The organism is Streptomyces sp. NPDC059037 (genome assembly GCF_042740015.1).
Classification (GTDB): Bacteria; Actinomycetota; Actinomycetes; order Streptomycetales; family Streptomycetaceae; genus Streptomyces.
Map to the genome: position 1 here is coordinate 74,343 of NZ_JBHYIG010000001.1, position 20,611 is coordinate 94,953.

21 protein-coding genes and 1 pseudogene are annotated in these 20,611 nt (G+C 70.5%); 7 read left to right on the top strand and 15 right to left on the bottom strand.

Going from position 1 to position 20,611, the window contains the following annotated elements; all coding sequences use genetic code 11:
* Nucleotides 1–3: 3 nt before the first annotated feature.
* Together ACFWY6_RS00360 and ACFWY6_RS00365 are read right to left on the bottom strand one after the other, a co-directional pair.
* Nucleotides 4–753, bottom strand: coding sequence for a dienelactone hydrolase family protein (locus ACFWY6_RS00360; RefSeq protein ID WP_384684340.1), 750 nt, complete (start codon nt 751–753; stop codon nt 4–6).
* A gap of 70 nt (nt 754–823) precedes the next feature.
* Nucleotides 824–1,602: pseudogene (locus ACFWY6_RS00365) on the bottom strand (alpha/beta fold hydrolase).
* Nucleotides 1,603–1,754: 152 nt separating this feature from the next.
* Here ACFWY6_RS00365 and ACFWY6_RS00370 point away from each other — a divergent pair.
* Together ACFWY6_RS00370 and ACFWY6_RS00375 are read left to right on the top strand one after the other, a co-directional pair.
* On the top strand, nt 1,755–2,351 hold the full coding sequence (locus ACFWY6_RS00370; RefSeq protein WP_266869475.1) for a TetR/AcrR family transcriptional regulator: 597 nt from the start codon (nt 1,755–1,757) through the stop codon (nt 2,349–2,351).
* 165 nt (nt 2,352–2,516) lie between these two features.
* Entirely contained in the window at nt 2,517–3,713 is a 1,197-nt protein-coding gene (locus ACFWY6_RS00375) for an MFS transporter (RefSeq protein WP_384684343.1), read from the top strand.
* Here the strand turns inward: ACFWY6_RS00375 and ACFWY6_RS00380 are convergent.
* The gene (locus ACFWY6_RS00380) at nt 3,710–4,942 is read right to left on the bottom strand and encodes an ROK family protein (protein WP_361813630.1); all 1,233 of its coding nucleotides are present in this window, start codon (nt 4,940–4,942) and stop codon (nt 3,710–3,712) included. The two genes, ACFWY6_RS00375 and ACFWY6_RS00380, sit on opposite strands and share 4 nt — an antisense overlap.
* Before the next feature lie 244 nt (nt 4,943–5,186).
* Between ACFWY6_RS00380 and ACFWY6_RS00385 the strand changes: the two genes are divergently transcribed.
* Entirely contained in the window at nt 5,187–6,377 is a 1,191-nt protein-coding gene (locus tag ACFWY6_RS00385) for an MFS transporter (RefSeq protein WP_384684347.1), read from the top strand.
* Nucleotides 6,378–6,504: 127 nt separating this feature from the next.
* Here ACFWY6_RS00385 and ACFWY6_RS00390 read toward each other — a convergent pair whose 3' ends face one another.
* The 9 genes from ACFWY6_RS00390 to ACFWY6_RS00430 all read right to left on the bottom strand — a co-directional run bounded on the left by ACFWY6_RS00390 (nt 6,505) and on the right by ACFWY6_RS00430 (nt 14,724).
* Nucleotides 6,505–7,275, bottom strand: coding sequence for a class I SAM-dependent methyltransferase (locus ACFWY6_RS00390; RefSeq protein WP_384684350.1), 771 nt, complete (start codon nt 7,273–7,275; stop codon nt 6,505–6,507).
* A gap of 13 nt (nt 7,276–7,288) precedes the next feature.
* A complete protein-coding gene (locus tag ACFWY6_RS00395) occupies nt 7,289–7,825 on the bottom strand; it encodes a lasso peptide biosynthesis protein (RefSeq protein WP_384684353.1) in 537 nt (178 codons plus the stop codon).
* A complete protein-coding gene (locus ACFWY6_RS00400; protein ID WP_384684356.1) occupies nt 7,822–8,100 on the bottom strand; it encodes a PqqD family protein in 279 nt (92 codons plus the stop codon). The genes ACFWY6_RS00395 and ACFWY6_RS00400 overlap by 4 nt, the downstream gene beginning before the upstream one ends.
* Nucleotides 8,078–9,586, bottom strand: a complete 1,509-nt coding sequence (locus ACFWY6_RS00405; protein ID WP_384684359.1) for an asparagine synthase-related protein — start codon at nt 9,584–9,586, stop codon at nt 8,078–8,080. The genes ACFWY6_RS00400 and ACFWY6_RS00405 overlap by 23 nt, the downstream gene beginning before the upstream one ends.
* A 342-nt stretch (nt 9,587–9,928) precedes the next feature.
* Nucleotides 9,929–10,072: a hypothetical protein gene (locus tag ACFWY6_RS00410; protein WP_384684362.1), complete on the bottom strand. Its 144-nt coding sequence runs from the start codon at nt 10,070–10,072 to the stop codon at nt 9,929–9,931.
* 204 nt (nt 10,073–10,276) lie between these two features.
* Complete coding sequence (locus ACFWY6_RS00415) at nt 10,277–12,034, bottom strand: ABC transporter ATP-binding protein (protein WP_384684364.1); 1,758 nt, start codon at nt 12,032–12,034, stop codon at nt 10,277–10,279.
* Between the two features lie 285 nt (nt 12,035–12,319).
* A complete protein-coding gene (gdhA, locus tag ACFWY6_RS00420) occupies nt 12,320–13,666 on the bottom strand; it encodes an NADP-specific glutamate dehydrogenase (protein WP_384684467.1) in 1,347 nt (448 codons plus the stop codon).
* A 179-nt stretch (nt 13,667–13,845) separates the two neighbouring features.
* Nucleotides 13,846–14,451, bottom strand: coding sequence for a hypothetical protein (locus ACFWY6_RS00425; RefSeq protein WP_384684368.1), 606 nt, complete (start codon nt 14,449–14,451; stop codon nt 13,846–13,848).
* Nucleotides 14,452–14,586: 135 nt separating this feature from the next.
* Entirely contained in the window at nt 14,587–14,724 is a 138-nt protein-coding gene (locus ACFWY6_RS00430; RefSeq protein WP_384684370.1) for a hypothetical protein, read from the bottom strand.
* 329 nt (nt 14,725–15,053) lie between these two features.
* Between ACFWY6_RS00430 and ACFWY6_RS00435 the strand changes: the two genes are divergently transcribed.
* Both ACFWY6_RS00435 and ACFWY6_RS00440 read left to right on the top strand, forming a co-directional pair.
* Nucleotides 15,054–15,482, top strand: a complete 429-nt coding sequence (locus ACFWY6_RS00435; protein ID WP_384684373.1) for a hypothetical protein — start codon at nt 15,054–15,056, stop codon at nt 15,480–15,482.
* 35 nt (nt 15,483–15,517) lie between these two features.
* Nucleotides 15,518–16,246, top strand: a complete 729-nt coding sequence (locus ACFWY6_RS00440; protein ID WP_384684376.1) for a maleylpyruvate isomerase family mycothiol-dependent enzyme — start codon at nt 15,518–15,520, stop codon at nt 16,244–16,246.
* A 40-nt stretch (nt 16,247–16,286) separates the two neighbouring features.
* Here ACFWY6_RS00440 and ACFWY6_RS00445 read toward each other — a convergent pair whose 3' ends face one another.
* A complete protein-coding gene (locus ACFWY6_RS00445; protein ID WP_384684379.1) occupies nt 16,287–16,691 on the bottom strand; it encodes a MarR family winged helix-turn-helix transcriptional regulator in 405 nt (134 codons plus the stop codon).
* Nucleotides 16,692–16,780: 89 nt separating this feature from the next.
* Between ACFWY6_RS00445 and ACFWY6_RS00450 the strand changes: the two genes are divergently transcribed.
* Nucleotides 16,781–18,292, top strand: a complete 1,512-nt coding sequence (locus ACFWY6_RS00450) for an MFS transporter (protein WP_384684382.1) — start codon at nt 16,781–16,783, stop codon at nt 18,290–18,292.
* Between the two features lie 77 nt (nt 18,293–18,369).
* Complete coding sequence (locus ACFWY6_RS00455) at nt 18,370–18,687, top strand: DUF6332 family protein (protein WP_384684385.1); 318 nt, start codon at nt 18,370–18,372, stop codon at nt 18,685–18,687.
* Here the strand turns inward: ACFWY6_RS00455 and ACFWY6_RS00460 are convergent.
* Entirely contained in the window at nt 18,648–19,313 is a 666-nt protein-coding gene (locus ACFWY6_RS00460; RefSeq protein ID WP_384684388.1) for a response regulator, read from the bottom strand. The genes ACFWY6_RS00455 and ACFWY6_RS00460 overlap by 40 nt on opposite strands.
* Complete coding sequence (locus ACFWY6_RS00465; protein ID WP_384684391.1) at nt 19,313–20,569, bottom strand: sensor histidine kinase; 1,257 nt, start codon at nt 20,567–20,569, stop codon at nt 19,313–19,315. The genes ACFWY6_RS00460 and ACFWY6_RS00465 overlap by 1 nt, the downstream gene beginning before the upstream one ends.
* Between the last annotated feature and the right edge of the window lie 42 nt (nt 20,570–20,611).

Here is a 20,611-nt window from a genome sequence, read left to right on the forward strand (position 1 = left end):
CCCTCAGCCCTTGGTCAGGGTGCGCTCGAGGAGGGGGAGCAGGCGGTCCCAGTGGCGCTGCAGTGCGGCGGCGCTGAAGGCGTCGGTGTCGGACATGGTGAAGCCGTGGACGGTATCGGGGTAGATCTCGGTGGTGTAGTCGACACCCGCGGCGTCCAAGGCTCCGTTGAGGTCATCGAGGGCCTCGGGCGACAAGTCGTTCACGGCGAGGCCGATGTGGACTTCCGCGGTGAGCTCGGAGAGCAGGCGGTGCGGGCTGTCGGGCGCGTCGGTGACCAGGAAGCCGGGGTGGAATCCGGCGACGGCGGCCACCTGGCCGGGGTGGGCCGCCGCGGTGCGCATCGCCAGGCCGGCGCCCATGCAGTAGCCGATCGTGGCGACCGGTCCGGCACTGACCTCTGGCTGGGCGGTGAGAAACCTGAGGTAGGCGTCGGCGTCACTCAGGGCACGTTCGGTGGTGTGCGCCTCGATCAAGGGCATCAACTGGGCGAAGATCGCCGGGCGGTCGTCGTCTCCGATGTGCTCAGGAAGCTCGATCACCGGTGTCGGGCCCTGCCGGTAGTAGAGGTTGGGGACGAGTACGTAGTACCCGTGCCCCGCCAGCTCACGGGCCTTCTCCTCCAGCTCGGGCCGCAGACCGAAGGCGTCCATGTACAGCAGCACCCCCGGGTGCGGCTTGCCGTCGTCGGGGAAGGCGGCGAAGGCGTCGGCCTGGCCGTCGCTGGTGGGTATGCGCAGGGTCTTGGTGGACAAGTTCTTCCCTTTCATGGGCTGGTGCCGGTGCACAGCCTCTCTTTGGGGCAGGGTTCGTGATCATTACCAGCTACGCCGGATGTCCGCATATTCCTCGAACCCGGCCTTCTTGCCCCTGGACCTGCCCGACGAAGTCCGCCTCCAGATGCGCGAGCAGCCGCGCCGGCGCGTCCTCCTGGACGGTGTGGCCCGCGCCGTCCAGCCAGATCAGCTCGGCGTGCGGGATTCGCGCCCGCAGGAATGCGGCGAACTCCCCCAGCAGCAGGCGGTCTTCACGGCCCCAGATGATCCGGGTCGGCACGGACACCTCGCCGAGCAGGGGCTCGATCTCGTCCGTCTGGGACTGGGCGAACTGGCGGTACTGCCGGTAGAACGCGGCCTGGCCCCGGGCGCCGCGCCATGGGGCGAGGTAGGCGTCGAGGACGCCGGGACCGTATCCGGTGTGCGTGGCGTGGCGCAGGTGGCTGGCTACCAGGGCCTCATGGGCGTACCCCGGCAGCCGCTCGAAGACGTGCGCGTTGTCGCGGATGAGCTTGAAGTAGCCCGTCCCCCACGCGCCGCCGCCGACCGCGTCGACCAGCGTCACCTGGCGAAGTGCCTGCCCTGCGCGGCCAGGCCGACGTCCTGGCCGTCCCGCTGCTCCGACCGGCCGAAGCCCAGCAGGTCCCAGACGTAGACCTTGCGCGTGCGGGCCAGGGCGGGGGCGATCTCGCGCCAGATGTACGACGAGAAGGGGGAGCCGTGCAGCAGGATGACCGGGTCCCCTTCACCGAACGACGCCCACCTCACGTATCCGTCGGACGTCTCGCATTTCTCGGACTTCGCGAACTTGTCGAACTTCTCCGCCAGTTGGCAGGTCACCGGGTACCTCCCGCGAGTAGGGGTACGCGCCTCGCTGCCTCGTCCTGGATTCTGGCGTTACCAGTAATCCCATTTAACTGGTAACGCGATGCCGATCGCTCGTATTGCACTGCCCGTTCCAAAACCTGTACGGTACCGACATGGCCCGACCGAGAACCTTCGACGAGGAACGGGCCCTGGACGCGGCGATGCGCGCCTTCTGGGCGAACGGCTACGAGGCCACCTCGACCCAGGATCTGTGCGACGCCACCGGCCTGGGCCGCAGCAGCATCTACAACACCTTCAGCAGCAAGCACGACCTGTTCCAACGGGCCCTGGCCCGCTACATGGACGCCATGACCGCCACCCAGATCGAGATCATGACGGACACGGAACGCTCACCGATGGAGCGCATCCGCGCCCTCTTCGCGCGGATCGTCGACTCCGAGTTCGAGTGCCGCGAGGACGGGCACAGCATCGGCTGCCTGACCGTCAACACGACCGTGGAACTCGCGGGGCGCGACCCCGCGGCCGCCGAACTGCTCGCACGCGACCTCGCGGTACGCCTGGCAGCCTTCCAGGACACCATCCGCGCCGGACAGAGCAGCGGCGACATCACGTCCCCGCGGGACGCGGCCGACCTCGCCCGCTTCCTGAACGCCGTCATCGGCGGCATGCGGGTCGCCGCGCAGGGCGGCGCCGACCGGGCCACCCTGGAGGCCATCACGGAGACGGCGCTCGACGCACTGACCCGCTAGCACCAACCGGCTTCCCCTCGGCCCGACTTGGGCCGCCTCGCATTCTCTGTACGCCGTCGCGCGCTTTCGCACGCTCTCGCAGGCCCTCGCACGCTTTCGCACGCCCTCGCGTGCCTTCGTTTTGTACTGAGCTATCCATAACCGAACTCCGACAGGAGCAGACCCATGCCCCGCGCCGTATACGTACTGGCCCTCGGCATCTTCGCCATGGTGACCAGCGAGTTCGTGGTCGCCGGACTGATGCCGCAGATGGCCGAAGGCCTCGACGCCACGATCCCGGAGATCGGCTATCTGATCACCGCCTTCGCCGCGGCGATGGCCATCGGCGGCCCCTTCCTCACCGTTGCCGTGCTGAAGATGCGTCAGAAGTCGGCGCTTGCCGTGCTGTTCGCCGTCTTCCTGGCGGGCAACGCGCTCGCCGCCCTCGCCCCGGACTACCGCACCATGCTGGTGGCCCGCGTGATCACAGGGATCGCCTCTCAGGCCTTCTTCGGCGTCTCCATCTCCCTCGCCGCGCGGCTCACCCGCCCCGAAGTCCGGGGCAGGGCCATCGCGGTGGCGCTCAACGGGCTGATGCTCGGCACCCTTCTCGGCCTCCCGCTCTCCACCGTGATCGGTGAACACCTGGGCTGGCGCGCCGCGTTCTGGGCGATCACGGGGCTGACCGTCCTCGCCGCGCTCGCCACCCTCACCGGAGTGCCGCACATGGAACGCGCCGACGACGGGGGCGACCTCCGCCAGGAGCTGGGCGCCTTCCGGAACCCCCGGCTGTGGCTGACGCTCACCACCAGCACCTTCATCATCGGCGCGACGTTCTCCGCCTTCAGCTACCTCAACCCGATCCTCACGGAGGTCACCGGCTTCGCCACGGGAACCGTTCCGCTGCTGCTCATCGCGTACGGCGCGGCCACCGTCATCGGCAACACCGTCGTGGGCCGGTTCGCCGACAAGCACACCATCCCGGTCCTGCTCATCGGGCTGATACTCAATCTGGCGTTCCTCCTCGGCTTCGCCGCCTTCGCCCAACTCACCGTCCCCGCCGTGGTGTTCATGATGGGCATCGGTCTGGTCGGAGTCACCATGAACCCCGCCCTCGTGACCCGCGTCCAGCGCGTCGGCAACGCCCGGCCGCTGGTCAACACCGTGCACTCCTCGTTCATCACGCTCGGCATCATCATCGCGACGTCCGTCGGCGGACCGGCCATCGATACGTTCGGACTGCGGGCGCCCCTGTGGATCGGCGCCGCCCTCGCCGCACTCGGCCTCGTCAGCCTGCTGCCCGACCTGAAGCGGCGGCGGCGAGAAGCGCCAACCGCCGCCGCCACGGCCGCAGTTGAGGCGGCGGAACCCGCGAAGGTCTAGCCCAGCGCCCCGAGGGGGTCGTCGAGCACCGGCTGCCAGGCCAGCTCGGCGGCCCCCACCAGGCTGTTGTGGTCCAGGGTGCAGGCCAGGATCGGCACGCCACCGCTGCGACCCCACAGGCTGCGGTCGGCCACGACGGCACGCAGCCGCTCGGGGTCGGCCTCAAGCAGGGCGCGGTGCAGGCCGCCGAGGATGATCCGGTCCGGGTTGAGGATGTTCACCAGGCCCGCGAGGCCCAGGCCCAGACGGTCGATCAGCTCTTCGGCCGCCGCGCGGACCGAGGGATCCGCGGCCGCGTCGCGGAGCAGACCGCGGGCCTGCAGGAGCAGCCCCTCGGGTCCCGGTTCCCGGCCGGCAGCCGTCAGGAAGGCCAGCGGGTCCGTCTCGACGTCCAGGCAGCCGCGGCTTCCGCAGTGGCAGGGGCGGCCCTCGGGGTTGACGGTGAGGTGGCCGACCTCCAGGGCCAGACCCGAACTGCCGGTGTGCAGACGGCCGTCGAGGACGAGCGCGCCGCCGACGCCCCGGTGGCCGGTCGCCACGCACAGCAGGTCGCGGGCGCCGCGCCCGGCGCCGTGCCGGTGCTCGGCGAGTGCGGCGAGGTTGACATCGTTGGCGGCGAACGCCGGTCCCGCGATCCCCGCGTCACGTACGCAGTCGGCGAAGATCTGGCGGACCTGCGAACCCGCGGGCCACGCCAGGTGCAGCGGGTTGAGCGCGGTGCCCTCCGGCTCGGCGACGGCGGACGGCACCGCGAGGCCCGCGCCGACGCACCGCCGCCCGGTCTCCCGCAGCAGTTGGGCACCCGCGTCGATGACGGACCCGAGGACCTGCGCCGGGTCGGCGTCGATCGTCTCGCAGCCGGGTGCGGTGGCGACGATCCGGCCGCCGAGCCCGACGAGCGCCGCCCGGAAGCCGTCGGAGTGCACCTGCGCGGCGAGCGCCACCGGCCCGTCGTCCGCGATGGAAAGGCCGTGCGACGGCCGGCCCTGCGAGCCCGCGGGCGCGCTCGGCCGTGCGTCGATCCTGATCAGGCCGAGCGCCTCGAGCTCGGCGGCGACGGCCCCCGCGGTGGCGCGGGTGACGCCCAGCTCGGCGGTGAGCACGGCACGCGTCGGGGCCCGTCCGGTGTGGACGAGCTCAAGGGCGGGACCGAGCGCGCCGCGCCCTCGCTCCAGGCGCGTACGCGTGGACAGATCCCCCTCGGCACGGGGGGCAGCCTTGCCGTTCATGAGGGCGAGTCTCCCATGATCCGTACGCGGCCTCGCCGTTCAGTCGCCATCTGCCCTTCCCCTGCCATTCCCTGACGCCTCCGCTGCCCTTGCCTGACGCGTCCGCCGCCATTCCCTGACGCCTCCGCCGCCCTCGCCCGACATCTCCGCCGCCCTCGCCCGGCACCTCCGACAGGAGGCGGCGGACACCGAGCCGACAAGAACCGCCTTGTACGCGACCGGGGTGCACCCCTACTCTGACTTTGTGCCGCTACTAAACAAAACCACGTCCGCAGCGTCGCGGGCCACTCCCCCGGGCCTCCGCAGGCTCCGTGTCGCCCTCACCGTCTTCTTCGCGCTCGACGGCTTCATCTTCGCCGGATGGGTCGTCCGCATCCCCGCCATCAAGGACCAGACCGGCGCTTCGGCCAGCGACCTCGGACTCGCACTCCTCGGAGTCTCGGCGGGCGCCGTCATCACGATGACCCTGACCGGACGCCTCTGCCGCCGCTTCGGCAGCCACCCGGTGACGGTGGCCTGCGGAGTGCTGATGCCGCTCAGCGTCGCGCTGCCGCCGCTGACGCATTCGGCACTGGCGCTCGGCCTGGTGCTGCTGATCTTTGGGGCGGCGTACGGCGGGATCAACGTGGCGATGAACAGCGCGGCCGTAGACCTGGTGGCCGCCCTGCGCCGCCCGATCATGCCCAGCTTCCATGCCGCCTTCAGCCTGGGCGGCATGGTCGGCGCGGGCCTAGGCGGACTGATCGCCGGCTCGCTGTCCCCCACGCGCCACCTGCTCGGCCTCACCGTGATCGGCCTGATCGTCACCGCCGTGGCAGGACGTACGCTGTTGCGCCTCGAACCCCCGACCCCGCCGAGCGACGTCCGCCACGAGGCCGGCGCCCCGCGCCACCTGGACAGCCGCGCCCGCGGACTGGTCCTCGTCTTCGGCCTCATCGCCCTCTGCACGGCGTTCGGCGAAGGAGCACTCGCCGACTGGGGCGCCCTGCACCTCGAGCAAGACCTCGACGCCGCCCCGGGCATCGCAGCCGCCGGCTACTCCTGCTTCGCCCTCGCCATGACCATCGGCCGGCTCACCGGAACAACCCTGCTCGAACGCCTCGGCCAGACCCCGATACTCGTGGCCGGCGGCACCACGGCCGCCGCAGGCATGCTCCTCGGCGCACTCGCCCCCACCGTGTGGCTGGCACTCCTCGGCTTCGCCATCACCGGACTCGGACTCGCCAACATCTTCCCCGTCGCCGTCGAACGCGCCGGCGCCCTGGCCGGACCCAGCGGCGTCGCGACCGCCTCCACACTCGGCTACGGCGGGATGCTCCTGGGACCGCCCGCCATCGGATTCATGGCCGACTGGTTCACCCTGCCCATCGCCCTCACCAGCGTCGCGGCACTGGCAGGCCTCGCCGCTCTCATCGGACTCACCACCCGCCGATGACGGAACGGGGGCGGCGAGCTTGACCGATCGCAGGGCTACGAGGACGGCGCTGCGTCGCGTTGCCAAATGACGAGAGGAAACGACCTCTGACAACCAGTTCTCAATAACCCTCCGAAACCTGCCCGGCTCATGCCGGGGTGATCGCGCGGTGAAGTATCGCGTTGTGGTCGAGGACGATGCCGCCGTGCGCGTGCATGTGTTCGGCGCCGGCCCAGAAGCGGCGATGGAACTCGGCGGCGCGTCCGGCCGGCAATGTCTCGACCACGGCCATGGACATCTGGGACTCCAGCAGCTCCCAGAGCGCCGATGGACTGGGCACCTGTACGGCTGCCGCGACCGGTCGTTGCGTCAGCTCGATGAATCCGGCCTCGGCCAGCAGGGCGGCCGGATCCGCGGGTGTCGCGGCGTCTGCGACAGGGCCGGGGGCGGGCCAGAACTCCTGGGCCAGCCGGGTGAGCCACTCCCACCGGCCGCGGGCTCCGTGTACCGACAAGGCGACCGTCCCGCCCGGTGCCAGGACCCGGCGCATTTCGGCCACCGCTGCCGCGGGGTCCTCAAGAATCTCCACCACGTCGGCAGCGACAACCGTGTCGAAGGAGCCGCGGGGAAAATCGAGTCGTGTCACGTCCATCTGCCGGACGGTGATCTCCGGTACGTCCGCGGCAAGCCGACGCACCATTGCCGGTGTCACATCGATCGCGGTGACCACGCAGCCGCGGGCCACGGCGGCCCTGGCGGCCGCGCCGCGCCCGGCTCCCACGTCAAGGAGCCGGGTCGCCGGCGCCGGATCCGCGAAGTCGATCAGTCGCTGCCCGAAGTCGGCCGCGTACGTGGCCAACTCCTCGTAATGGTCCGCGTTGTCCTCGAACCACCGCATGTGGGTATTCGCCTCGGTCACGGGCTCCCCTTGGTCATGGACGGACCCGCGTGCGGGGCGCCGCGTGCGCCTCGGACGCGGCGACGCGCTGCAGAACGGTGTAGCCGAGTCGGACGTCTGGGTTGTCGTTGAGCACGGCGCCGTACAGCTCGGTCCAGGAGTGGAAGCTGTTCTTCGGCATGGCCACGGTGCGCAGGCGGGCGATGGTCACTTGAGCGGGCAGTCCGAGAGCTGACAGATACGTGGCCAGCGCGAGGGAACGCGGCAGGCAGAGACCGTCAGGGTGCACCGTGCGATGGACCAGTTGGGAGGCGAAGACCTCCCGGCGGGCCAGCCGGAGCGCGGTGCCGGCCGGGAGGGCGGCCAGTACCGCCGATCCGGGGCCGGGGCGTAGCCGCCGCAGATACAGGTGCGCCACTGACCAGCCGTGCCGACGGTAGATCCACAGCGCGCGGAAGGTGCGCCCCACGGCGTACGCGCGCAGCCGGAAAGGGATGCGTGGCGGGGTGGTGGCCGGGTCGAGGTCGGACAGGAAGAACTCCCCGTCCGGTGTGGTGACGGCTCGGTTCATGGGGGGCCCTCTGGCGTGGCGGCCAGCAACGCACGGTCGCGGAGTTGGCCGGTGAGCTTGGCAAGACCGGATTGGAGGGTCTGGTCCGTGGCGTCGATCTGTTCGCGGAGGCGGCCGACCACATCGTCCACGGTGTCGCCGTGCAGGGCTGCCCGCAGCATGAGGGTGGCCGTCGAGTTCAGCGTCAGGTAGACACCCTTGTGGGTGTCGAGAATGACCCCCGCGCCGTCGGTGTCGTCGAAGACGGCGTGCTCAGCCAGCCGTACGAGAGGCATCGCGAACACCCTTCTGCGTAGCGGAGGCCCGCCGCGCGTCGCCGCGCAGGAACAGCTCGGTCATGGCGGCGCAGATCAGCTGTTCGGCATTGCGGCGCAGGCTCGCAGGCTCGGCCAGCACACGGGCGAGCTGCCGCGGATCCACAATGCCCATCCGAATGAGGTGCGCGTCCGGGCGCCCGATCAGGTCTGCCAGTACGTGGCCGTGGTTGAGGGCATAGTTCTTGTGCGGCGAATCCAGCCACAGCCGTCCGTAGCGGCGCCAGATCCTCTCCGGGAGCCGGGTGGACAGGAGCAGCCGGAGCACCGGCTTGGTGATCAGCCTCCCCTGGTATGGCAGGAGCCGGTAGGCGTCCGGCATGCGGGCCGCGAGGCGGCGGATGCCCTTGTCGCCCAAGGGACTGCACAGTTGGATTCCCCGCGGCCGCCAGACACTGAGGTCCACGCAGTGGTCCCGGGCCGAGTACTCGTCGTCGAACCGGTCGTCGGGCACGCCGGGAAGCGGGGTGAGGAAATCGGTGGCTCGCGCGTTGTCCCCGGTCGGCACCAGATCGCCCAGAACGGATGAGGACGCACGGGCGCTTCGGAGGATGCGGGAGGACTCGAAGCGTGAGCACAGCAGCCCCCGGCACAGCGCCGCCTTCTCTCGCGGGCGGAGATCGCCGTGCAGTACCTCGTACAGCCCGTAACGCGTCGGGCCGAAGACCATGTCACCGTCGCGGCCCCAGGTCAGGAAGGTGATTCCGTCGCGCTCGATGCGGTCGGCGATCTGCTCCTGCCACCGGAAGGCGATGTTGTTGTAGGGGTGCGGGAACTCCCATTTCTCGGACAGATAGCCCTCGTCGTGGTCCATCATGACCGGCACGAAGGGTACGCCCAGATGGTCACAGACCTCCCGTGCGTAGGCTGACTCATCGGCCAGAGGGTCATCGGTGGCCTGGTGGTAGGCGACCACGTCGGCTCCGGAGTCCACCAGGGCCGTGAGCACCGCCCCGGAGTCAAGACCGCCGCTGAGCAGGATGCCGATCCGGCCGCAGCCGGTGTACGGGCGCACCGCCTGCAGAATCAAGTCGTAGGCAATCTCGGCGTATTCCGGCATCGTCGTGTGCCGGGGCAGTTCCAGCGGGACGATGGGGTCGTACTCCACGACGTCTACGCGGTCGCGGTCGACGACCACCACCTGTCCGGGCAGGACCGGCGTGAGGTTGTCATAGATGAACACCTCGTCGCCGCGGCACGAGCGCCAGATCGCCTCGTGGTCGAACTCCTCCGGGCCGTCGAGCAGATCGGTGGGATCGGTCGACCACCGCAGCAGTGCGCCGTCCCTGCGATAGAGGAGACCTTCCCGGCTGGTGGCGCTCCGGAAGAGAAAGACTCTGTGCTCGGTCACCAGGCAGCCGGCCAAGTCTCCGGGCAGCCGCGCCAGTTCGGCGTAGCGGGCGTTCTTGAGGGCGGAGGCCATCTGCCGTGCCCGGTCAGGCGTCACCGGCCCCATGACAGGTCCGGACAGCAGCAGCCGCTCCCGGTCCGCAGGGGCCGGAAGCCGAGGAGCGTCCGGTGCTGCATGCCACTGCACGGCGAGGCGGCCCGTTTCAGGAGGTGCCGGGCGTTGTCCAAAAGGGGCGGCCACGTAGGTGACGCGGGAGTCGGCATCACCGAAATGAACCTGCCCGCAACAACCCGTGTAGTCCCCGACCAGAACAGACCCCGTGCCCGTCACCGGACGCTCCCCTCCGTACGCGCGAAGTGCGTTGTCCGTCGCTACGGCTCCCTCCCCCACTACGGCTCCCTCCCCGGGCATGCCTGCCCCCCGGGGAGGGAAGCGGGTTCACAGCAGCACGCGGTGGGCCGGGTTGTCGTGTAAGAGCAGGCCACCCATGGCCGTCAGCTCCTCGACCGTGCCCAGTTCCTCGACCTCAGGCTCCACGTAGGGCCGTTTCGTGATCGTTTCCTTGCCCGTGTCGTGTTCCATGGCCATCTCCTTGCTCGTCGCAAGTGGGTGTGTCCGGCCTCCACCGTCCTGCCCCGGCAAGGCGCGCGAAAGGCCGTATCCGGCCCTGCGCGAGCACCTGGAAGCACACATCTCTGGCAGGCGATGCGGTGGGGGCCTGCCGGGGCCGACATCCGTCCCGCGGTCCTGGGACAGGGCAGGCCGCCGGCCGTCCTGGTGCGGCGCTCAGTCGGTGGCCAGAAACTGGGTGGCGGCCAGTTCCCCGTACAACGGGTCGGCGACGAGGAGTTCGGCGTGCGTGCCCACGGCCTTGACGCGGCCGGTGTCCATCACCACGATGCGGTCGGCCATGGTCACGGTGGACAGTCTGTGCGCCACCACGAGGACCGTGGTGGCGTGGGCCGCCTCGGCGACGGTCTCGCGCAGCGCTGCTTCGTTGACCGCGTCGAGTTGTGAGGTGGCCTCGTCCAGCAACAGCAGCCGGGGGCGGCGCAGCAGCGCCCTGGCGATGGCCACGCGCTGGCGTTCGCCTCCCGAAAGACGGGTGCCGCGGTGGCCGACGCGGGTGTCCAATCCTTCGGGGAACCCGGCGACCATGGTGTCCAGGCGCGTGGTGCGCAGCGCTTGGCGAAGATGCTGTTCATCGGCGTGCGGCGCACCGATGAGGAGGTTCTCGCGCAGGGTGCCGGACAGCACGGGCGCGTCCTGTTCTACGTAGCCGATCGCGGCGCGCAGTTGCGCGATCGGCCAGTTCTTGACGTCCTTGCCGTCCAGGAGGATGCGGCCGGAGTCGGCCTCGTAGAACCTTTCGATGAGGGAGAACACGGTGGTCTTGCCCGCGCCGGAGGGGCCGACGAAAGCGGTCATGCCGCGTGGCGGGATGGTGAAGCTGACGCCGTGGTGCACGTCGGAAAGTTCTGGTCGGTAGCGGAAGCGCACCTGCTCGAAGACGACCGCGGCTGGTGGTGTGCCGGGCCGGGGCAGGTCGGCCACGGGGTCGCCGGACTCGGCCGGCAGCTGGTGGGCCTCCTGGATGCGGGCGACCGCGGCGGCTCCGACCTGGTAGTCGGCGACCGCCCCCACCAGCTGATTGACCGGCGGGATCAGGTAGTACACGTACAACAAGAACGCGACGAGCGTACCCACGGCGACGCTTCCGGAAGCCACTCGGGCGCCGCCGACACCCAGCACCGTCAGGAAGGCCGTCTGTGCGGCAAGACCGGCGGTGTTTCCGGCCAGCGCCGTCCATTTCGCGGCCCGCACGCTGGCCCGCCACGCCTGGGCGGCGGCTTGGTGGATGCGCTCCTCCTCGCGGTCTTCGGCGCCCGACGCCTTGACGGTGCGCAGCGCCCCGAGCGCGCGCTCCAGCTCGGCGCCCATGAGGCCGACGGACTCCTGGGCCCGGTGGCTGGCCCGGTTGATCCGCGGCACGACCAGACCGATCACCGCACCGGCGAGGACGAACACGGCCAGAGTGACTCCAAGCAGCACGGCGTCCAGCAGCCCCATCATCACCAGGGTCGCCGCCAGGGTGAGGGTGCCGGTGACTCCACCGACCAGCGATTCGGTGGTGACCTGGCGCAGCAGGGTGGTGTCCGCGGTGACCCGGGCCATCAGGTCACCCGGTTCCACGCGGTCCACCGCCGGCACCCGCAGGCGCAGCAGGTGGGATACCAGTCCCTTACGGGCCGTCAGGACCACGGACTCCGCGGTACGCGAGAGCACATAGCTGCCCAGCGCCCCGACCGCCGCGTTGGCCACGACCAGCACAGTCATGGCCAGTAGGGCACCGGCCACGGCCCGGTCCTGCGCGAGGTTGTCCAGCAGACGCTTCGCCGCCAACGGCAGGACCAGGCCCGTGGCCCCGGCGACCAGGCCCAGCAGGCCGCCGACGGCCAAGGCGGGGCGGTGGGGCCGCACATAGCCGAGAAGGACCCGGCGCGTAGTCCGGGGAGAAGGCCTCTCGTACGGCGGCGCGCCCAATGGATCTCCTCGATGCGGTTCCCGGGACGTCGATGTCGGACTCGTCCCCAGGATCCTGGACAGCCCAAGCCGACACAGGGGGTTGACGAACTCCGTGGTTGCCGATTGCAGCCACTTATCGCCACTTGTCGGACGGAGAACAGGCGTCCCGGCGAGGTGGGTCATGGCTCAGCGCTGGTTGACGCTCCCGGGCGGCCAAGTCGACGACCTGGCCGCCCGGGACACGCACGAGGTGCCCCCCGTCACCTCAGGTCCTGGCCGATAGCGGCAGGACCAGGCGCTGACCTAGACCACTCCCTGCGCGGTCATCGCGTCCGCGACCCGGAGGAAGCCGGTGATGTTGGCGCCGAGGACGTAGTCGTCCGCATTGGCGCCGTAGGTCTCGGCGGTCTCGCGGCACTGGGCGTGGACGTCCCGCATGATCGCGGCGAGCCGGGACTCGGTCTGCTGGAAGCTCCAGGTGTCACGGGCGGCGTTCTGCTGCATCTCCAGGGCGGAGGTGGCCACGCCGCCCGCGTTCGCGGCCTTGCCGGGGCCGAAGAGCACTCCGCCCTCGCGGAACACCTCGACGGCCTCGGGCGTGCAGGGCATGTTGGCTCCCTCTGCGACGGCGATCACACCGTTCTTGACCAGAGCCGCGGCGTCGTCGCGCCGCAGTTCGTTCTGGGTCGCGCACGGCAGCGCGAGATCGCAGGGGACGTCGTACACCGTGCCGCGGGCGGAGAAGCGTGCGGTCGGCTTGGCATCGGCGTACGCGGAGATGCGTTCCCTGCGCACCTCCTTGATGTCCTTGAGAAGGTCAAGGTCGATGCCCTCCTCATCGACGAGGTAGCCGGAGGAGTCGGAGCAGGCGATCACGCGGCCGCCCAGGGCGTGCACCTTCTCGATGGCGTAGACGGCGACATTGCCGGAGCCCGAGACCACGACCCGGCGTCCCTCGAAGCTCTGGCCGCGGGTGGCGAGCATCTCCTGGGCGAAGTAGACGGTGCCGTAACCGGTGGCTTCGGTACGGGCGTGCGAACCGCCCCAGGCCACCGGCTTGCCGGTCAGGACCCCTGACTCGTAACGGTTGGTGATCCGCTTGTACTGGCCGAAGAGGTAGCCGATCTCACGGGCCCCGACGCCTATGTCCCCGGCGGGCACGTCGGTGTGCTCGCCCAGGTGCCGGTACAGCTCGGTCATGAAGGCCTGGCAGAACCGCATCACTTCGCCGTCCGAGCGGCCCTTGGGATCGAAGTCGGCGCCGCCCTTGCCGCCGCCGATCGCCATCCCCGTCAGCGCGTTCTTGAAGATCTGCTCGAACCCAAGGAACTTGACGATGCCGAGATTGACGCTCGGATGAAACCGCAGGCCGCCCTTGTAGGGCCCGAGCGCACTGTTGAACTCCACCCGGAAGCCGCGATTGACGCGCACAACGCCCTGGTCGTCGACCCACGGCACCCGGAACATGACCTGCCGCTCCGGCTCGGACATCCTCTCCACGATCCCCGCGTCCACGTACTCCGGATGCCGCTCGAGCACCGGCTCGAGGGAGCGCAGCACCTCGTCCACCGCCTGATGGAACTCCCCCTCCCCCGCGCTGCGCCGGCAGATCTGGCCGTAGACATCCTCGATGTACGCCTTTGTATCCATGGTCATATGGCCTTCCCGTTCCGAAAGCCCGGCAACGCTGCCGGGTGGAGTGCCAGCACCCTATGACGGGGCGCCTGCGTCTCTCCTTACGGTCGGTGGAGCGACCAGCCGCACCATGCGTGGCCGGAATACCTGCCCCGTTCCAGTGCGGGACGCCCGGCGCGTCCCGCCGGAACAGGTCAGTAGAGCTTGTTGACGGCCGTGGCCGTCGTGGTCTTGAAGTCGGACACCTGGGCGTCCGCGAAGCCGCCCATCTGACCCCAGGTGACGAGTGTCACCGTCGCGCCGTCCCGGCCCACCGAGAACAGGTTGATGTCGGAGGCACCCCACGACGTCACGGTGTGGACGCCGTAGACGTGGGCTCCCTCTTCGACGTTCACCTTGCCGTAGTACTTCTGCTTCGCGGTGGTACCGGGGTCCTCCTTCATCACCTTCTTCGCGCACCCGTCGAGCTTCCCGCGCAGGAGGGCCGCGAACTCCTTCGCCCGCCGCTCGCTGCGCTCGACCACCGTCACCTGCAGCGCTCCGGTGTCGTAGTCCGTGCGGTAGGCCCGGTGCACGGACGTCGACGGAAGTGCCTCGCCGACGCACATCGGCAGCGGGTCGGGCTGGCCGGCCGTCACCGGGCCCGCGAACCACTCCGACGCCGCGTGCGGCGGCAGCTCGGAGGGCGCCAGGAAACGCGGCGTGTCGGCCGCGGAAGCCGGCACCGCCGCCATGGCGACCCCTGACACGGCCAGCGCCGCGGCCGCGGCGATCAGTCCCTTGTTCGTGCGCACACTCATCCTCATGAGGTTCCCCGGATCACTTGGTCGGCCTGCCCGTTGGGGGCAGCGGCGGCCCGCGCCGCCTTTGCCCCATACGACCCGCTACCCCCCAAGTGCGTTGCCCTCTCCCGTGTCACAGCCCTGTCCCCCATGTCACCGAACGGCAACACCCGCACGGCCGTCGTTGTGCGGGGTGAGGGTCAGGGACGTCACCTTCGCCTTCAAGTCCTCGCCGTCGTGGGCGGGTTCGGCCGGTGTGAGCGTGATCGGGGTGACCTCGCCGCGTGCCACCGGGAAGGGCGTGTTCCACGATCTGCGGGTCGACGGAAACGCTCTCCTGCGCCGTGGCTTCGAGGCGCTGGGCGGCGGACAGTTTCCGACGATCCAGCTTCCCGGGGTACGCATCAGCGGCACCCTGGACTTCGCCCCGACCCGCCTGGAACACCCCGACCCGTCGCACCGCCTGGACGTCGACGGGCTTGAGTACGGCACCCTCGCGGAGAGCTGGCAGGTCTGGCTGGACCTGCTGCGCGAAGCCACTCCGTACTACGCGCCGCAGCCCTACCAGCAGTTGGCCGCCGCCCAGCGGGCCGCCGGACACGACCGGGACCGCCCGTGCGGTGCTCATCGCGCAGCGGCACGACCAGCTGCGCAGGACGGCCACCGGCCCCGCCGAACGGGCCTGGAGCCGACTGACGTGGCTCACTCGCGGCTACGGATATCAGCCCTGGCGTGCCCTGCTCGGCCTCCCGGCCATCGTCCTCGCCGCGGTGTTCCTCGCCGTGCTCGGCCCCGGCGCCCACGGCGGACTCTCCCGCACCGTCCCGAAGGATGCGACTGCCGTCCGCTGCAGCACGGTCGACCGCATCGGCGTCGGCCTCGACTTCGGCCTGCCACTGATCAAGACCGGCGCCCGCAGCGACTGCACCACCACCGGCACGGCAGCGGGTCAGGCGCTCACCGCCACCGGATGGACCCTCCAAGCCTGCGCCTGGGCCTTCGTCGCCCTCTTCGTCGCCGGTTTCACCAGCGCCGTCCGCAAGACCTGACCCGTCGAGCGCACTCCATCCGGCACAATCCCCGCATGGAGATCTCCCAGCACCTTCACATTCTGGACGCCGAGGGCAAGTTGCTTGCAGGCGCCGCCGAAACGGCGGGCACGGCTGCCGAGGTGGCCACCTGCCCCGGCTGGCAAGTGCGTGATCTGCTGCGGCACACGGGGGTCGTGCACCGCTGGGCCGCGGCGTTCGTCGCCGAGGAGTGCGGCTCGCCCCGGCCGATGGGTGACCCGCCCGACCTTGACGGCCCCGTCCTGGTCGACTGGTACCGGCAGGCGCACGCCGACCTGGTCGGCACGCTCCGGGCCGCATCGCCCGACGTACAGTGCTGGGCGTTTCTGCCCGCGCCATCGCCGCTCGCGTTCTGGGCGCGGCGGCAGGCGAACGAGACGACGGTTCATCGCGTGGACGCCGAGTCCGCGCTCGGGGGCACTCCGTCGCCGATCGGTACGGAGTTCGCCGTGGACGGGATCGATGAGCTGCTCCGCGGGTTCCACTCCCGCTCGCGCAGCAGGGTGCGGGTCGAGAAGCCCAGCCGACTGCGCGTACGGGTCACGGACGCGGACGCCGCGTGGACCGTGCGGCTCTCCGCGGAGCCGCCCGTCACCGAGCGAGGCGGCACCGAGGACGTCGACTGCGAGCTGTCCGGGGCCGCCGCTCAGTTGTACCTGGCGCTGTGGAACCGCGCGAACTTCCCGCACATCGACGGTGACTCCGCGCTCGCCGCGCTGTGGCAGGAAACGTCCGGCGTATAACGGCGTATGGCGCATAACCACATATAAAGCCCCCGGAGGGCTACCGGGAGCCGGGCTCCGTCAGCATCCTGCCCAGGACCTCGCGCTGCAGCGGCCGCACCTGCGTGTGCAGCGCGCGCCCCTTTTCCGTGAGGCACACCCGTACGCCGCGCCGGTCCTCGCTGCACATCCCGCGCTCCACGAGGCCGTCCTTCTCCAGGCGGCCGACGAGGCGGGACAGCGCGCTCTGGCTCAGATGCACCCGGCCCGCGATCTCCTGGACGCGGTAGGCGCCGCTGCCGTCCTCCGCTGCGCTCTCGGACAGCACGTCGAGAACTTCGAAGTCGCTCGCCCCGAGGCCGTGCTCATGCAGGGCGCGGTCGAGTTCGCACAGAGTGCGTGCGTGCACCGCGAGGATGTCGCGCCATTGGTCCACGAGCGCCTGCTCGGCCGTTTTCGCCGCCATGACATCGCACGGTAGCAGAAAAAGCCCCCATTGTTGCATCGGAATTAAATGCACTTGCAGTCAATGCATGTGCATGTACTGTGCTGCGCATGACTTCTCCGCTCACAGCTGACTCCGCGTCCCCGGAGCGCTGGTCCCCGCGCCTGTGGGGCACTCTCCTCGTGCTCTGCGCCGCGATGTTCCTCGACGCACTCGACGTATCGATGGTCGGCGTCGCCCTGCCCTCCATCGGCTCCGAACTGAACCTCTCCACCTCGACCCTGCAGTGGGTCGTCAGCGGCTACATCCTTGGCTACGGAGGCCTCCTTCTGCTCGGCGGCCGCGCCGCCGACCTGCTGGGACGGCGCAGGGTCTTCCTGATCGCGCTCGCCGTCTTCGCGCTCGCCTCACTGCTCGGCGGATTCGTCGACTCGGGCCCGCTGCTGATCGCGAGCCGCTTCATCAAGGGGCTGAGCGCCGCGTTCACCGCGCCCGCCGGCCTCTCCATCATCACGACGACCTTCGCCGAGGGCCCGGTCCGCAACCGCGCGCTCACCATCTACACCACCTGCGCGGCCACCGGCTTCTCCATGGGCCTTGTCCTGTCCGGCCTGCTCACCGAGGCCAGCTGGCGCCTGACCATGCTGCTGCCCGCGCCCATCGCCGTCATCGCGCTGGTCGCCGGCCTCAAGCTGATCCCGCGCAGCGCCCGCGAGAAGAACACCGGCGGATACGACGTGCCGGGCGCCGTCACCGGCACGGCGACGATGCTGCTGCTCGTCTTCACCGTGGTCGAGGCCCCGGAAGCCGGCTGGGCTTCGGCCCGCACGCTCCTGTCGTTCCTCGTCGCCGCCGTGCTCCTCGCCGTCTTCGTACGCATCGAACTGCGCACCCCGAGCCCGCTGATCCGCCTCGGCGTGCTGCGCTCCGGACCTCAACTCCGGGCGCAGATCGGCGCGATGACGTTCTTCGGCGGCTATGTCTCCTTCCAGTTCCTCGCCACGCAGTACTTCCAGTCGCTGCTCGGCTGGTCGGCCCTGGAGACGGCGCTCGCCTTCCTGCCGGCCGGCGCGCTCGTCGCGCTCTCCTCGACGAAGGTCGGCTCGGTCATCGACCGGTTCGGCACCCCGCGGGTCATCGTGGCGGGCTTCGCGCTGCTCGTCGCCTCGTACGTGCTCTTCCTGCGGGTCACCCTGACCCCGTCCTACACGTCCATGGTCCTGCCGTCGATGATCCTGCTCGGCTTCGCCTGCGCCCTGGTCTTCCCGTCGCTCAACATCCAGGCCACCAACGGCGTGGACGACGACGAGCAGGGCATGGTGTCGGGGCTTCTGAACACCTCGATCCAGGTGGGCGGCGCGATCTTCCTCGCCGTCGTGACCGCCGTGATCACCGCCGCCGGCGACGGGGCGGGCTCCTCGCCGCAGGCCGTGCTCGACAGCTACCGGCCCGGCCTGATCGTGGTCACCGCGATCGCGGTCGCCGGACTCCTGATCACCCTCACCGGGCTGCGGACGCGTCGTACGCCGGAGTCGGTCGTCGTCTCCAAGTCGCCGGCCCAGGAAGTGTCCCGGGAAGCGTCCCGGGAGGACGAGCGGGAGCCGGTGGCCGCCCGCGACTGACCGTGCGGGGACATCAACTCCCGGCCTCCGGTGGGCAGTTCCTTGCCCGCCGGAGGCGCACCCCTGACACTCGGGGTATGGGGCGACGCACACAGGCCGAGCGGGACGAGGCCACCGTCGAGATCGGCTTCGCGCTGTTCGTCGCGACGAGCCTCGCGGGTGCCGCATTCATCGCGGTGACGGCGCCGGTCCACTTCTTCGGTGTGACGTCACCCTCGGAGCACACCCTCAACCGCGTCGGCGCGGTCGTCGCGGCCACGGTCTTCGTGGCGTCCGTGGTGACGATCCTCGTGCGGCACCGGCGGGCGGGTCGGCGCAGGGCTGAGCAGCTCAGAGTGGACCAGTCCAGAACTGCTCAGCCCAGCCAGCCGGGCCGTACCAAGCCCGACTCGTAGGCCAGGACCACCAGTTGGGCGCGGTCACGGGCGCCGAGCTTCACCATCGTGCGGCTCACATGGGTCTTGGCGGTGAGCGGGCTGACGACCAGGCGGCGGGCGATCTCCTCGTTCGAGAGGCCGATGCCGACCAGCGCCATCACCTCCCGCTCCCGCTCGGTGAGTTCAGCGAGCGGCTCGGCGGCCGCGGGCTCCTTGGAGCGCGCCGCGAACTCGGCGATGAGGCGGCGTGTCACCCCCGGCGAGAGCAGCGCGTCGCCGTCGACCACCGCGCGCACGGCACGCAGCAGTTCCTCGGGCTCGGTGTCCTTGACCAGGAAGCCCGAGGCTCCCGCGCGGATCGCCTCGAAGACGTACTCGTCGAGCTCGAAGGTGGTCAGCATGACCACCTTGACGCCGTTCAGGTCCGGCTCGTCGGTGATCCTGCGGGTCGCGGCGAGCCCGTCGAGCAGCGGCATGCGGATGTCCATCAGGACGACGTCGGGGCGCAGTTCGCGCACCATGCGGACCGCCTCCTCGCCGTCCGCCGCCTCGCCCGCGACCTCGATGTCACGCTGGGCATCGAGCAGCGCCTTGAAACCGGCCCGGACAAGGGACTGGTCGTCGGCGAGCAGTACGCGGATCATCACTCGTTCTCCTGAGCTTGCGTGCCGGTGGGCAGTACCGCTGTGACCCGGAAGCCTCCGTCGGGGCGCGGGCCCGCCTCGATCGTGCCACCCAGGGCGGCGGCACGCTCCCGCATCCCGGCAAGACCGTTGCCGCTGCCGCCCGCGTCCGCGCCGGTGGCGGGCCCGTCGTCGTCCACCCGCAGGGTGAGCGCCGTCTTCTCGTAGCGCACAAGCACGCGCGCGTGCCGCGATCCGGAGTGCCGTACGACGTTCGTCAGGGCCTCCTGGACGATCCGGAAGGCGGCCAGATCGGCGCCGGGCGGCAGCTTCACCGCCCGCCCCTGGGTGTCGACGTCGACCGTGAGGCCCGTACTCGCCGCCTGCTGCACCAGTTCGGGCAGCCGGTCCAGGCCGGGCGCAGGGGCGCGCGGCGCGTCACCGGGCGCACGCAAGGTGTCGAGGACCTGGCGCACCTCCCCGAGCGCCTCCTTGCTGGCGGCCTTGATGGTGGTCAGCGCGGTGCGCGCCTGCTCAGGGTCGGAGTCGAGCAGGGCGAGCCCGACGCCCGCCTGGACGTTGATGACGGAGATGCTGTGCGCGAGGACGTCGTGCAGTTCGCGCGCCATGCGCAGACGCTCCTCGTCGGCCCGCCGCTTGGCGGCCTGCGCGCGCTCGGCGCGCTCCTTCATCCACTGCTCACGGCGTACGCGGGCCAGCTCGGACACCGCGATGATCGCGACGACCCAGACGGCGACGACGGTCTCCTCCCCCCAGGTCCGCGCGTTGTCGCCGTCCGGTGGCAACCACCGGTACAGCCAGTGCGCGACCAGCAGATGGCCCGCCCACAGCATGCCGACGGCCCCCCACGCCGCCCGCCGATGCCCCGAGACCACCGCGGCGAAGCAGCCGACCGCCACGGTGATCAGGACCGGGCCGTACGGGTATCCGGCCCCCAGGTAGAGCAGCGCGGTCCCGGCCGTGAAGTACGCCACGGGGACGGGGTGGCGGTGGCGCAGCAGGAGCGAGGCCGTGCCGGCGAGCAGGATCAGCCGGGCGATCGGGTCGAGTGGTTCACGGTCGAGCTGGCCCTCCGCGGCGAACTTGGAACCGACCTGCACGAACACGGTGAGGAAGAGCGTCGTCAGCCACGGCAGCCTGCCGCCCTCGGCCGCCTCGTCCCGTTGGTTCCACCAGGGCGGGCCATGCCGCCACATCGGCGGTCCGCCCCAGGGCAGGAGCGGACCGCCGCGCCTGTGTTCGCGCTGCTCGTCCATGTCGGCCACGCTAGACCGCACGGTGGCCGCCGGGCGTCAGCC

Coding starts and splice junctions, on each gene's coding strand:
- gdhA (WP_384684467.1), bottom strand. CDS start 13,666: ATGGATACAAAGGCGTACATCGAGGATGTCTACGGCCAGATCTGCCGG.
- ACFWY6_RS00395 (WP_384684353.1), bottom strand. CDS start 7,825: ATGAACCGAGCCGTCACCACACCGGACGGGGAGTTCTTCCTGTCCGAC.
- ACFWY6_RS00450 (WP_384684382.1), top strand. CDS start 16,781: ATGACTTCTCCGCTCACAGCTGACTCCGCGTCCCCGGAGCGCTGGTCC.
- ACFWY6_RS00460 (WP_384684388.1), bottom strand. CDS start 19,313: ATGATCCGCGTACTGCTCGCCGACGACCAGTCCCTTGTCCGGGCCGGT.
- ACFWY6_RS00410 (WP_384684362.1), bottom strand. CDS start 10,072: ATGGAACACGACACGGGCAAGGAAACGATCACGAAACGGCCCTACGTG.
- ACFWY6_RS00375 (WP_384684343.1), top strand. CDS start 2,517: ATGCCCCGCGCCGTATACGTACTGGCCCTCGGCATCTTCGCCATGGTG.
- ACFWY6_RS00455 (WP_384684385.1), top strand. CDS start 18,370: ATGGGGCGACGCACACAGGCCGAGCGGGACGAGGCCACCGTCGAGATC.
- ACFWY6_RS00465 (WP_384684391.1), bottom strand. CDS start 20,569: ATGGACGAGCAGCGCGAACACAGGCGCGGCGGTCCGCTCCTGCCCTGG.
- ACFWY6_RS00400 (WP_384684356.1), bottom strand. CDS start 8,100: ATGCCTCTCGTACGGCTGGCTGAGCACGCCGTCTTCGACGACACCGAC.
- ACFWY6_RS00440 (WP_384684376.1), top strand. CDS start 15,518: ATGGAGATCTCCCAGCACCTTCACATTCTGGACGCCGAGGGCAAGTTG.
- ACFWY6_RS00425 (WP_384684368.1), bottom strand. CDS start 14,451: ATGAGTGTGCGCACGAACAAGGGACTGATCGCCGCGGCCGCGGCGCTG.
- ACFWY6_RS00370 (WP_266869475.1), top strand. CDS start 1,755: ATGGCCCGACCGAGAACCTTCGACGAGGAACGGGCCCTGGACGCGGCG.
- ACFWY6_RS00445 (WP_384684379.1), bottom strand. CDS start 16,691: ATGGCGGCGAAAACGGCCGAGCAGGCGCTCGTGGACCAATGGCGCGAC.
- ACFWY6_RS00380 (WP_361813630.1), bottom strand. CDS start 4,942: ATGAACGGCAAGGCTGCCCCCCGTGCCGAGGGGGATCTGTCCACGCGT.